The sequence below is a fragment of the Enterobacter cloacae complex sp. AR_0002 genome (genome assembly GCF_001922365.1).
GTDB lineage: Bacteria > Pseudomonadota > Gammaproteobacteria > Enterobacterales > Enterobacteriaceae > Enterobacter > Enterobacter hormaechei_C.
This window is the reverse complement of record NZ_CP018814.1, coordinates 4,305,963-4,319,068: the sequence shown is the minus strand read 5'-3', so window position 1 is coordinate 4,319,068 and position 13,106 is coordinate 4,305,963. Positions and strand designations below refer to the sequence as shown.

Annotated in this window: 10 protein-coding genes and 1 other RNA gene; 2 read left to right on the top strand and 9 right to left on the bottom strand. The window is 55.4% G+C overall.

Annotated features, from left to right (window positions below; all coding sequences use genetic code 11):
* The first annotated feature begins 35 nt into the window (after positions 1 to 35).
* The gene (locus AM329_RS21385; protein WP_000384149.1) at positions 36 to 401 is read left to right on the top strand and encodes a DUF805 domain-containing protein; all 366 of its coding nucleotides are present in this window, start codon (positions 36 to 38) and stop codon (positions 399 to 401) included.
* Between the two features lie 38 nt (positions 402 to 439).
* Here the strand turns inward: AM329_RS21385 and yhaJ are convergent, their stop codons facing one another.
* Positions 440 to 1,342, bottom strand: a complete 903-nt coding sequence (gene yhaJ / locus AM329_RS21380; protein ID WP_003862655.1) for a DNA-binding transcriptional regulator YhaJ — start codon at positions 1,340 to 1,342, stop codon at positions 440 to 442.
* A gap of 104 nt (positions 1,343 to 1,446) precedes the next feature.
* Here yhaJ and AM329_RS21375 point away from each other — a divergent pair, with 104 nt between their 5' ends.
* The gene (locus AM329_RS21375) at positions 1,447 to 2,148 is read left to right on the top strand and encodes a pirin family protein (protein ID WP_032607964.1); all 702 of its coding nucleotides are present in this window, start codon (positions 1,447 to 1,449) and stop codon (positions 2,146 to 2,148) included.
* Between the two features lie 79 nt (positions 2,149 to 2,227).
* Here AM329_RS21375 and AM329_RS21370 read toward each other — a convergent pair whose 3' ends face one another.
* From AM329_RS21370 to rnpB, 8 genes are all read right to left on the bottom strand, one after another.
* Entirely contained in the window at positions 2,228 to 3,532 is a 1,305-nt protein-coding gene (locus AM329_RS21370; protein ID WP_022651889.1) for a serine dehydratase subunit alpha family protein, read from the bottom strand.
* 20 nt (positions 3,533 to 3,552) lie between these two features.
* On the bottom strand, positions 3,553 to 4,884 hold the full coding sequence (locus tag AM329_RS21365) for an amino acid permease (protein WP_032607965.1): 1,332 nt from the start codon (positions 4,882 to 4,884) through the stop codon (positions 3,553 to 3,555).
* A gap of 274 nt (positions 4,885 to 5,158) precedes the next feature.
* Complete coding sequence (pflB, locus tag AM329_RS21360) at positions 5,159 to 7,453, bottom strand: formate C-acetyltransferase (RefSeq protein ID WP_032607966.1); 2,295 nt, start codon at positions 7,451 to 7,453, stop codon at positions 5,159 to 5,161.
* Between the two features lie 15 nt (positions 7,454 to 7,468).
* Complete coding sequence (tdcD, locus tag AM329_RS21355; protein ID WP_022651900.1) at positions 7,469 to 8,677, bottom strand: propionate kinase; 1,209 nt, start codon at positions 8,675 to 8,677, stop codon at positions 7,469 to 7,471.
* Positions 8,678 to 8,707: 30 nt separating this feature from the next.
* Positions 8,708 to 10,039: a threonine/serine transporter TdcC gene (gene tdcC, locus AM329_RS21350; RefSeq protein ID WP_003862666.1), complete on the bottom strand. Its 1,332-nt coding sequence runs from the start codon at positions 10,037 to 10,039 to the stop codon at positions 8,708 to 8,710.
* A gap of 10 nt (positions 10,040 to 10,049) precedes the next feature.
* A complete protein-coding gene (gene tdcB / locus AM329_RS21345) occupies positions 10,050 to 11,039 on the bottom strand; it encodes a bifunctional threonine ammonia-lyase/L-serine ammonia-lyase TdcB (RefSeq protein WP_022651901.1) in 990 nt (329 codons plus the stop codon).
* 96 nt (positions 11,040 to 11,135) lie between these two features.
* Complete coding sequence (tdcA, locus tag AM329_RS21340) at positions 11,136 to 12,056, bottom strand: transcriptional regulator TdcA (RefSeq protein ID WP_003862670.1); 921 nt, start codon at positions 12,054 to 12,056, stop codon at positions 11,136 to 11,138.
* Between the two features lie 672 nt (positions 12,057 to 12,728).
* Positions 12,729 to 13,105: RNase P RNA component class A (gene rnpB, locus AM329_RS21335), an RNA gene on the bottom strand.
* Between the last annotated feature and the right edge of the window lies 1 nt (position 13,106).

The window sequence follows — 13,106 nt, the reverse complement described above, 5'->3', positions numbered from 1 at the left end:
AAACAAGTGATTGACTGATTAAGAGGCAAGGAAAAATGGACTGGTATTTAAAGGTACTGCGCAACTATTTTGGTTTTGGTGGCCGTGCCCGCCGTAAAGAGTACTGGATGTTCGTTCTGGTGAACTTCGTCCTGATTATGGTGCTGGGCATTGTGGACAAGATCCTCGGCTGGGAACGCGAGGGGGGTGAAGGCATTCTCACCACCATTTATGGTGTGTTAGTTCTGCTGCCTTCATGGGCCGTACTGTTTCGTCGTCTCCACGACACCGATCGTTCGGCGTGGTGGCTGCTGTTGCTGTTGATCCCGCTTATCGGCTGGATCGTGATTTTGATTTTCAACTGTCAGAGCGGAACGCCGGGCGAAAACCGCTTTGGTCCGGATCCTAAGGCAAGCGCGTAAATTCTGCCCGGTGGCGCTTACGCTTACCGGGCCTACGCTTATTTGTTGTGGTGGGCAAAGAGCTTGGGAATTTCACGCAAACACCACGATTTGGCTTCGCCCATGCTGTCGCGACGCCACGCCATAATGATATCCACTTCGCTGGTGTATTCCGGGCTGACGACGCGCAACCGCCCTTCTGCAATGTCCTTTTCGACAAACGGGTAAGGCATAGTCGCCACGCCCAGCCCCGCCAGGAGCGCCTGTCGCTTATCTTCCAGCGACGTTACCGTCAGTCGCGGCTGTTTATCCAGCAACTGTACCGTTAACACCGGGCGCTCTCGGGCGGTATCCGCGACCGCCACGCCGCGGTATTTCACGCGCGTGACCTCAGAGAGCGGCTCCGGCTCCTGATGGATAGGGTGATCCGGCGCGGCGACGTAGACGTTCATCACGCTGTAGAGCTTGCGCGAATTGATTTCTGACGATGAGCGGAAATGCATGTCTGGCGCAATCACGATATCCGCCCTGCCCGTCTCAAGACGCTCCCACGCCCCGGCCAGCACCTCGGTGATGATCGACAGCTGGGTATTGGCTTTCGCGGCCAGTCTGTCCACCAGCGGAAACAGCGCTTCGGTGGGCACCAGCGCTTCGGTCACTAACGTCAGATGGGTTTCCCAGCCGCGGGCCAGCGCTTCGGCATCGGTCGTCAGCTTATCCGCCGCTTCCAGCAATACGCGGCCGCGCTCCAGCAGCATCCGCCCAACGTTGGTGAATTTTGTTCGATGACCGGAGCGATCGAAGAGCACAACATCCAGCTCCTCTTCCAGCTTTTGCATGGTGTAGCTCAGCGCAGACGGAACGCGCCCCAGTTCATCTGCCGCCGCGGCAAAACTGCCGCGCCTGTCAATCGCGTCCATGACGCGAAGCGCCTCAAGCGTCAATGCTCTCTCTTTAGCCATCTCGTTCTCATTCAGGAAATTTGAACATACCAGGCAGAATATCTGGCTAACAATGCAGCGTCCATACCTTTACCATTGATTTAGTGTAAAGAGAGGTCAAGTTTATGATTACGACAAGAACAGCGAAACAGTGCGGACAAGCCGATTTCGGTTGGTTGCAGGCCCGCTACACCTTTTCCTTTGGACACTACTTTGACCCTAAACTCCTCGGTTACGCTTCACTGCGTGTATTGAATCAGGAAGTGCTCGCCCCGGGCGCGTCCTTCCAGCCGCGCACGTACCCGAAAGTCGATATCCTGAACCTGATCCTGGAAGGCGAGGCAGAATACCGCGATAGCGAGGGCAATCATGTCCAGGCGAAGGCTGGCGAGGCGCTGTTAATTTCTACTCAGCCAGGTATTAGCTACAGTGAGCATAACCTCAGCAAAGACAAAACGTTGACCCGCATGCAGCTGTGGCTGGATGCCTGTCCGGAGCGGGAAAATCCGCTGGTGCAAAAGATCGATCTGAAGGGCGATCAACAGCAGCTGATTGCCTCGCCGGACGGCAGCAAAGGCAGCTTGCAGTTGCGCCAGCAGGTGTGGCTGCATCATATCGAACTGAAAAAAGGTGAACAGGCGAGCTTCCAGCTTCATGGCCCGCGTGCCTATTTGCAGTCCATTCACGGAACGGTGCATGCGCTCACGCATACGGAAGAGAAAGAAGCGCTCACCTGCGGTGACGGGGCGTTTATTCGTGACGAAGCGAATATCACTCTGGTTGCCGATACGCCGCTGCGCGCGCTGTTGATTGATTTGCCGGTTTAAGATCAACATGCCCCTCGCTCGATCGGTTCCCTCTCCCTATGGGAGAGGGTTAGGGTGAGGGGTAACGGGTTGGATTAAATCACAACACCTTACTCGCCATAATCTCAATGATCTGCCGGTCCGTTGCCTGCATCGAGCGGCACGCCAGGGCGCACAGGTTAGAGATCGACTGTTCCACGTCGTGCGCCACAATCCCCTCGTTACCCGTCACCGCAGTATCATCCAGCGCCATCATCACGGCTTTCCAGGCGCTGGTGACGCTGGTCGAGACCTTCATTGCACAGCTGTTAGAAGCCCCATCGCAGATCATCCCGCTCACGTCGCCGATCATACTGCCGATCGCCATGGCAATGGTCTGGTAAGATCCGCCCATCAGCCACGCCATCCCCGCCGCTGCCCCCATTCCGGCGGTTGTCGCCGCGCACAACGCGGACAAGCGCGGAAGCTGGTAATGGATATAGATAGCCGACAAATGCGAGAGCATCAGCGCCCGCGCCAGCCGTTCGTCATCAGCCTGAACGTGCTCAGCCACCACCACTACCGGCATGGTGGCGGTGATGCCCTGATTCCCGGAACCCGAGTTGCTCATCGCTGGCAGCGTCGCGCCTCCCATGCGGGCATCCGAGGCTGCGCTGGTGCGGATAATAATGTCTGAACCCAGATCCTGCGCCATCCAGCCGCGTGCGCGCTGTTTATTGAGCGTCGCGCCAATATGCAGCCCCCAGTTGCCACGCAAACCTTCGCGGGAGAGCGCATCGTTCAGCCGCCCCGCATCGAGGATAAAGCGGATCGCGTCGAACGGCACCTGCTCCACAAACTCAAGGATCTGTGACAGCGTGGTGGTCGAGAGTACCGCCAGCGGATCGTCGTTGTTCTGGCTCTGACGATCGTCAAGCCTGAAGCACGTTTCGCCCTGACAAACTACCTCCACCACGCGAGTATGCCCGCCAGCGATGGTCACCATCGCCGAGGATTCACCGGCGTAAACGCAGGCGCGTGAATAAAGGATCTCATCGCACGGCTCCTGCAATTTTACCTGCACCAGACCCGCGTTCAGCAGTGCTTTGGCGCGCGTTAGCGCCTCTGCCGACGCGTCTTTCAACACCTCCAGCCCGGCGTGTGCATTACCGCCTGTCGCCCCCAGCGCGGCCGCGATGGGTAAACCGACCATACCGGTGCCGGGCACCGTTACGCCAAGCCCGTTTTTCATCAGGTTCGGCGATACCCACGCCTCGATACGCGTTACCTCACCGGAAAGCTGTCCGGCAGCCATCGCACACGCCAGCGCCAGCGAGACGGGTTCGGTACAGCCCAGCGCAGGCTTTACCTCTTCCTGCACGGCGCGAATAAAATGGTTCCATAAAGGATTAATTTGCTCAGACATCGTTACGACCTTATTTAACCTCATGAGAAGGCGAGGAAAGGAGAAACACAAAGCAGCAGCCCGGTAATTACGATAATTACCAGCGATACGCCTTTATATTTATGAAGTGCGGGCACTTTGTAGACCAGCCACGCCGGAATTAAGCAGCCCACCATCCCGAAAATAGGGCTACAGATGGAGGTGAAGCTCAGCACCGGCGCGTTTAATACAATCGCGCTCCAGGCCAGCAGGATGGCGAACAGCATAATTCCGCGCTGGACGGCATTTTCATTGATTTTTTCCGCCGGCATTTTGCGGCGCAGGATGTTCATCACGATGCCCTGCGTCGCCTCACGAAAGCCGAGATAGACGCCAAAGAACGCGGTCATCACAGCGAAAATGTTGAGGATCACGCTGACGATTTTGACCCAGCCCGCACCGTCACCGCTGATGAACTGTGCTGCGATTGCCAGGGCGGAAATATTCTGCTCGTAGGCTTTTACCGCCTCGTCGTGCCCCATCGCCAGCGTGAAGGAGACCGCGTAGAAAAAGACCGTCACAAACAGCACGCCAAAGGCGATATTCATTGCCCGCAGCGCTTTATGACGCGCCACCGCTACGGATTTTTCCCGTGAACGATAGGAAATCACCATCGGGCTTAAAGTCTGAATAAACAGAATGGAGGTTAAGGTGAAAGGCAGCGTAATAATGGCGTTTTTAATCAGCAGCCCCATCGGCGGCAGCATACCGACGTTGGCTAAATGCCAGAGGCCAATCATCGAAAGACCCAGCGCCGCCACTACAAATAATTTGGTCAGCACCATCAGGCTGGAGACTTTAAACAGCAGTTTTTCACCGCGCGACGAGATAGCGACCAGAATGCAGATCAGGAATAAGCCATAGAACGGATTTTCCGACAGCAAACCGTCGGTTACGCCGAAGGTGTGCAAATAGGAGGCGCTGTCGTTGGTGATAGCCGTGGAATAGACAAACATCCAGATCACCAGCATCACGAAATAAAGCGCACCCAATAAGATGCCCCAGTTTTTACCTAAATAACCGCTAATGACGCTCGGGTAATCTTTGCATTCCGGTGATTCCGCCAGCGTATTAATAAACAGGCGCTGGAACAGGTACATAGCCGGATAACCAATTATCGACGAGAGTAAAAACACCCACAGCCCCATTAACCCGACCTGCACCGGAAGAAAAACGATGCCCGCGCCGATAGCCATCCCGATACTCATGATGACCCAGCCCGTATCGGTGCTGTCAAATTTGATCGCCTCTCGCCATTCGCTTTCGCTCATTCCCGCCCGCCTTGCCGCAGGGGAATCACTCACAATCACACTGCTGTTTGTTGCCATATTCATTGGGCACTCGCTTATTTTGTAGGGTAACTGGTTGTTTTTATAAGGTTCCGATCGCCAGCGATTGCGAGTCAGAGGGTGCAGGTGTGAGTTATTGATATGGGGAGATCATATCCGGAGAGCGGGAGAAAAAAGTCACAAGTTTTATAGGGACTTCATAAGGCGCGAGGAAAATATTACTTCTGAACAGCAGAAAAGAGAGTGAGTTTTCTAAAATCGACCGAGTTCACAAAATTAAAAGCCTCCTCATTAGAGGAGGCTGAAGATGGAGCCTACATTACATCGCCTGCGTAAACGTCCTCGAAATCACATCCTGCTGCTGCTCGCGCGTCAGAGCATTAAACCGCACCGCATAGCCTGAAACGCGGATCGTCAGGTTCGGATAATTCTCCGGATGGGCGATGGCATCCAGCAGCATCTCCCTGTTCATCACGTTGACGTTCAGGTGCTGACCGCCCTCAATGGTCGCTTCGTGGTGGAAGTATCCGTCCAGCAGCCCGACAAGGTTGGTTTTGCGCACCGGCTCGTCCTTGCCCAGTGACTGCGGCACGATGGAGAAGGTGTAGGAAATCCCGTCTTTGGCATAGGTGAACGGCAGCTTGGCGACCGAGGTTAACGACGCCACCGCCCCTTTTCTGTCGCGCCCGTGCATCGGGTTGGCGCCAGGCGCAAACGGCGTGCCGCCGCGTCGTCCGTCCGGCGTGTTCCCGGTCTTCTGGCCGTAAACCACGTTGGAGGTGATGGTCAGGATCGACTGCGTCGGTACCGCGTTGCGGTACGTCGGCAGCGCCTGGATTTTCTTCATAAAGCGCTCAACCAGATCGCAGGCGATACTGTCCACACGATCCTCGTTGTTGCCGTACTGCGGATAGTCGCCTTCGATGATGAAATCGACCGCCAGACCAGTGTGGTCGCGTACCGGTTTTACCGTGGCGTATTTGATGGCCGACAGGGAATCCGCCGCCACCGACAGCCCGGCAATGCCGCAGGCCATGGTGCGGTAGACGTCCCGGTCGTGCAGCGCCATCAGCGAGGCTTCGTAGCTGTATTTATCATGCATATAGTGAATGAGATTCAGCGCGCTGATGTACTGTACCGCCAGCCAGTCCATGAAGTGATCGAGGCTCGCCATTACGGTGTCGTAATCCAGTACCTCATCCAGCAGCGGCTCGGTTTTCGGACCGACCTGGATCTTCAGCTTCTCATCCACCCCGCCGTTGATTGCGTACAGCAGCGTTTTCGCCAGGTTGGCGCGTGCGCCGAAGAACTGCATCTGCTTGCCGATCACCATCGGGCTGACGCAGCAGGCAATGGCGTAGTCGTCGCTGTTGAAGTCGGTGCGCATCAGATCGTCGTTCTCGTATTGCAGCGAGGAGGTGACGATCGACACCTGTGCGGCGTATTTCTTGAACGCGATCGGCAGTTTTTCGGACCAGAGGATCGTCAGGTTTGGCTCCGGCGCAGGCCCCATGGTGTGCAGGGTATGCAGGTAGCGGAAGCTGTTTTTAGTCACCAGCGTGCGCCCGTCCAGCCCCATGCCGCCAATCACTTCCGTGGCCCAGATCGGATCGCCGGAGAAGAGCGTGTCGAACTCCGGCGTGCGCAGGAAGCGCACCATGCGGATCTTCATGATGAAGTGGTCGATCAGCTCCTGGGCCTGCACCTCATTCAGCCGCCCAGCCTGCATGTCGCGTTCGATGTAGATATCGAGGAACGAGGCCGTGCGCCCCAGCGACATGGCTCCGCCGTTCTGGGATTTCACCGCCGCCAGGTAGGCAAAATAGAGCCACTGCACCGCTTCCTGGGCGTTCATCGCCGGACGTGATATATCAAACCCATAGTTCGCCGCCATCTGCTGGATCTGCAGCAGCGCGCGCTTGTGCTCCGCCAGCTCCTCGCGCAGGCGGATCGTCGCCTCCAGATCTTCGCCGCGCTCCAGTTTCCCCTGGAGATCGGCGAACTGAAGTTCACGCTCGCGCACCAGATAGCTGATGCCGTACAGCGCCACGCGGCGGTAGTCGCCGATGATGCGTCCGCGCCCGTAGCCGTCCGGCAGACCGGTCAGCACCCCCGATTTGCGGCAGCGCATCATCTCCGGGGAGTAAACGTCAAACACGCCCTGGTTGTGGGTTTTGCGCAGGTCGGTAAAGAGATATTCAAACTGCGGATCCATCTCGCGACCGTAGGCTTCGAACGAGCTGCGGATCATGTTGATCCCGCCGTACGGATGCAGGGCGCGCTTGAGCGGCTTGTCGGTTTGCAGGCCGACGATCGTCTCCAGCTCCTGATCAATATAGCCCGGCCCGTGCGCGGTAATGGTAGTGGCGATGTTGGTGTCGAAATCCACCGGAGCGTGGGTGGCATTCTCCTGACGAATGCCGACCATCACCTTCTGCCACAGCGCCGTCGTTGCTGGCGTCGCCTGCGCGAGGAAAGCTTCATCGCCCTCATAAGGGGTGTAGTTATGCTGAATAAAATCGCGGACGTTGACGGCGTTTTTCCATTCTTCACCGCGAAACCCGGCCCATGCGTCGCTGTAGGGCACGACGCCCGTATCGATTGTTACTTTCATCAGATTCTCGCTTTATCAGGCGTAAGCCGCAGCCGGAGTAACCTTCCCAAGACGGAGGGCGTCCAGCGCGATCATTTTTTCTTCATTGGTAGGGATCACCGCGCAGGCCGCGCGGGACGACTCGGTGGAGATCACGCGCTCGCCCGCGCTGCCCGGCAGGGCATTTTTGGACTCGTCGAGGATGATGCCAAACACCTTCAGATGCTCCGCCACCAGCGCGCGGATAAGCACGGAGTTCTCACCGATCCCGCCGGTAAACACCACGCCATCCAGACGGTGCAGGGAGGCGGCATGACCGGCGATATGCCGCGCAATCCGGTGGACAAAGGTCTTTATTGCCAGCCGCGCCCGCTCGTTGCCGTCATGCCAGGCTTTCTCCAGCGCGCGCAAATCGGAGGAGATACCGGAGATCCCCAGCAGCCCGGACTCTTTGTTGACCACGCGCTCCAGATCCTCGAACGACTGGCCGGTCTGCCGGGCAATCCACGCCATCGCGCCAAAATCCACGTCTCCGCAGCGCGTGCCCATCACCAGTCCTTCAAGCGGCGTCATCCCCATGGACGTGTCCACGCTTACGCCGTTACGCACCGCGCAGATGGACGCCCCGTTGCCGAGATGGGCGATCACCAGGCCGCTGTCATCGGGAGAGAGCCCGAAAAGCGCGTGCGCCTGCGCCGACACATAGCGGTGAGAGGTGCCATGGAAACCGTAGCGGCGCACGCCCAGCTCTTCAAAATAGCGGTACGGCAAGCCGTACAGATACGCCTGCGGCGGCATGGTCTGGTGGAAGCTGGTATCAAATACCGCCACCTGCTGCACGCCGGGGAACAGGCGCTCGGCGGCTTCCACGCCGCTCAGGTTGGCGTAGTTATGCAGCGGCGCCAGCGGGGAGACCTGGCGGATCTGCGCCATCACCTCTTCCGTGATCAGGGTCGACTCGCTGAAGAGGTCACCGCCGTGGGCAATGCGATGGCCAATCAAAGCCACGCTGCCCATCAGGTTGCGTTTCTCCAGCTCAAGGGCGATGGCGGCCAGCGCCCCTTCGTAGTCCTGGTGAGCCAGTCTGACCGGCTCACCCCCATTCACGGAAATAAAGGCTTTTTCTGTGTTGATGCCGTCCGCAATGCCCGTCATCAGGGCATCGCAGCTTGCGGCGTCCAGCACCGAGAACTTAACAGAGGACGATCCGCAGTTAATGACCAGTACTACCGGAAACTCAATCATGGTATGGCTCCGCTCTTCCTGAGCTTTGGTTTAAAACAGTTTGTACACGATGTTCAGAATGGTCAGCAGGCCGACCACGGTTACGAAGATGTTCTCGGTCCGGCCTTTGTATTTCGCCAGCGCCGGTGCCTTGCGGATGGCGTACATCGGCAGCAGGCACAGCAGAGAGGCGATAATTGGCGCGCCCATGGCTTCAATGAGGTCCAGAATGTTCGGGTTGGCGTAGGCCACAATCCAGGTGGAGCCCATGATGAAGACCATGCTGATGGTGTTCAGCTTGCCGACGGAGACGTTCTTCTTGTCGCCCTTGTAGCCGAACTTGATGATCAGGCCGTTCAGCCCCTCCAGCGTGCCCAGATAGTGGCCGAAGAAGGATTTAAAGATAGCGACCAGCGCGATGATGGACGCGCCGTACTCCAGCACGGTGGCGAACGTGGATTTACTGCCTGACATCGACGCAAAGTGGTTCGCCAGGTAAGAGAGCACCGGAATGTTCTGCGCTTTGGCGTCCGCCATGTTCTGCGGAGAGAGCGTAAACAGGCAGCTAAAGGCGAAGAACATCACCACCGCCACCATCAGCAGGCTGGCGCGACCAATGATTTTGGAACATTTCTGCTCGGTAAACTCTTTCCCGAACTCCGGTTCGTACTCTTCGCGCTTGGAGACCACAAACGAGGAGACGATAGGCGAGAAGTTGAAGGAGAAGACCATGATGGAGATCCCCAGCCACACCGTGACCAGAATGCCGTCATGACCGGTGAAGGCGATATCGCTCAGGTTAACCTGGTCGATCACCGCCGAGTTCCAGTACGGGATCAGCGAGAGAGAAATCAACACCAGGCTGGCGATGAACGGGAACACCAGGTAGCTCATCACTTTCACCATCAGGTCTTTACCGAACCAGATAACAAAGGCCATCAGCAGCAGCAGGAACAGCGCCACCACGCCGCGGTTCAGGGCGGGCATCTGGAGCTGGTTTTCCCAGAAGGTCATAAAGGTGTTGGTAATAGTGACGCCGTAAATCCACAGCAGCGGGCAAATGGCAAAGAAGTAGAGGAAGGTGATTACCACCCCGCCGGTCTTACCAAAATGCTCCTCCACCGTTTCGGTGATGTTGCCGGAGACGTTACTGCCGGACAAACACAGACGCGCCAGCGCGCGGTGGCAGTAAAAGGCAATCGGGAACGCGAGTACCAGCATCAGCAGGATGGGGATCAAGCCGCCAAAGCCTGCACGGATAGGGAAGAACAGCACGCCTGCGCCAATGGCGGTACCAAACAGGCCGAGCGTCCAGGTGGTATCAGATTTACGCCAGGAGGACGTTTTTGTCTGGCCAACGATAATGCTTTCTGTGTTGCTCATAAGTCATCCTTTATGCGTCAACGAAGCCGGTAATTTGGGAAACACGGGAGAGATCGATATTGCCGCCGGAAATAATGCAGACGGTTTTACGGCCCTGGATATAGTGGTCCAGCTTGCCGCTTAATAACGCCGCGCACGCCAGTGCGCCAGCACCTTCCGTGACCACTTTATTTCGCTGGATAAGCGCGATCATGCTGTTGCGAATCTCGTCTTCGCTGACCAGCACAATGTCATCGACTAATTCACGAACGATTTCGAAGGTTAAATTACCCGGGCGAGACACGTCGCAACCGTCTGCTAATGTGCCGGTAATGCGGTGGTTCGTTATTTCACCGGCCTGATACGATGCCGCCATTCCGTGCACGTTTTCAGACTGCACGCCGATAATATTGATAGTTGGGTTGATGGATTTAATTGCTGTCGCAATACCGGCAATTAAACCGCCGCCGCCGATGGGGACAATCACGTTATCCACGTCATATAAATCTTCGAGGATCTCCAGGCCGATGGTGCCCTGACCGGCGATCACTTTCGGATCGTCGTAAGGCGGGATAAAAATGCGCCCTTCCATCTCGACGATTTCGCTCACTTTGGCGATGGTGTCGTTAAAGTTCTCGCCGTGTAGCACCACTTCGGCAGAGTAGTCGCGCGTGGCGGCAACCTTGGATTTCGGCGCGCCCATCGGCATCACTACTTTGCCGTCGATGCCGAGCATGGCGCAAGAGAGAGAGACCCCCTGCGCGTGGTTCCCTGCGGAACAGGCCACCACGCCCTTGCGTTTTTCCGCATCGGTCAGCGAGCTTAATTTATTAAACGCCCCACGTATTTTAAACGAACCGGTACGCTGCATATTTTCAAATTTCAGGAATATCTCACCCTTACACCGTTCGCTCAGATAATTTGAGCGCGGCATACCGGTTTTATAGATCTTTCCCGCCAGTCTTTTTCTGGCGTCCTGAATATCTTCAATGGTCACCGGGAGATCGTAAGTAATGTGCATAATATCCTCGTTATAATAATTCATTGTTTTCAGGCAAAGTCAGGGTAACAGAGCGTTAAAAAGCGTCGCTCCGGGTGTTTTAAATCATCATTATTTCTATCGTCGTTTTTCGGTATTCATCGACGAATATTGTTTTGCCAGTTCAACTAATACTGACGCCGATTTTTTAATACTGTAATTTTTTGACCACACGGCGGCATAACGCGCCACGGGTAATTCATCTTCCACCGGCAGAACAATAAACTGGTCCGAGCCGAATGGCGCAATCATGTCACGGGGGATCACCGTCAGGTAATCGGCATTGAGGACAAGGTTATAGATGGTGACGACGGAATCGGTCTGGACGATGTTTTCAATGCTGATGTGGTTGTCTTGCAGGGTGGTCAGGAGTTCGTTGTAGTAGCCCATATCGGTTTGCGGCATCACCCACTGCTCGTGCGTGAGCGATGCCAGTCTGGTCGGGCCGGTGCACGTTCGTGATTTACTCGCCACCAGCACAAACTCGGATTCAAACAGTGGCTCAACGTGAAGATCCTGAAGCTGCATCCCGTCGCTCAGCGTACCGATGGCGAAATCCAGCCGGCCATCGCGAATGGCGGGCAGGAATGAAGAGAGCTGCGCTTCATACATTGAGACGCGTGCCTTCGGGAACACTTCCTTGAATTTTTTGATCATCCCGGACAGGAAGGTGAAGCCAATCAGCGACGGATAGCCGAAGGAGACGTCCATGACGGTACTGAAACTGAGGCTGTTGATCTCGCTTACCATGTTTTTCATTTCGCGGGTGATCGACTCAGCGTAGGACAGCAGCACCTGACCGGCAGCAGTGAGTTTTACGCCGGTGTTCTTACGCACCATCACTTCCACCCCAAAGTAGGATTCGATGTCGCTGATGATTTTGCTGACGGCAGGTTGCGTCAGCCCCAGTTGTCTTGCAGCAGAACCTATGGAGCCACTTTTGATGACTTCCTGAAATACCACGAGGTGCTGAGTTTTCGGTAGAATAATAGTATTCATAATATTCTGCGCTTATTTCCCTATGACGCAGCGGATTCTACCCAATATTGTTTCAGGGGGTATGTGCTGTTACTCACAATTTGCCAGGACGCTCTGTTTCCAGTCGCACCAGAAAACTATTTATATCTTTAAAAATCAAATGTTTATCACAATAAAAATACGCATTTACGCTGACATCGATCAATAAAAAACGCGGTAATAAATTTATTTTATGGCAATAACCAGCGTGAATTTTTTTGCCTTAAAAATATTAATAAAAGCTATCTTTCAGGCAATTAAAGGTTAATAAAACACCATTATTCCTTTAAAACATTTTTGTGGTTTATCAACTTTATCAGGAGTATTTATTCACTTTCCGATCAAAGAGTGGGATATATCACACATTCACCAGAAGAATGTTTTTAGATTCAATATTAAATTATCAAATGAATAACATTCGGCATCACTGACTAAACATTTACAACATCTGCTCAACACTAAATTTTTCTAATTTTATAGCGTTAAATTTTGTGATTACGATCATGCGCAGCAGATGAGAGGAACACGCAGCCGAACAAATAGTGAAACGTGCTTAGCGTCGCAAAATTGAGAATTGATGTCGTTTGGCGCTTCGCTTACCCGGCCTGCAACCTTCAGAAAGCAAAAACCCCGCCGAAGCGGGGTTTGGTAAGAAGTTGAAGCTGACCGATAAGCCGGGTTCTGTCGTGGACAGTCATTCATCTAGGCCAGCAATCGCTCACTGGCTCAAGCAGCCTACCCGGGTTCAGTACGGGCCGTACCATGTGAACCCCTATTTGGCCTTGCTCCGGGTGGAGTTTACCGTGCCACGGACTGTTACCAGCCGCGCGGTGCGCTCTTACCGCACCCTTTCACCCTTACCTGATCCCGCTTGCGCGGGCCATCGGCGGTTTGCTCTCTGTTGCACTGGTCGTGGGTTTCCCCCCCAGGCGTTACCTGGCACCCTGCCCTGTGGAGCCCGGACTTTCCTCCCCTCCGCCCGTCTCCCCCGAAAGGGACGACGACGAAGCGGCGACTGTCTGGTCAGCTTCG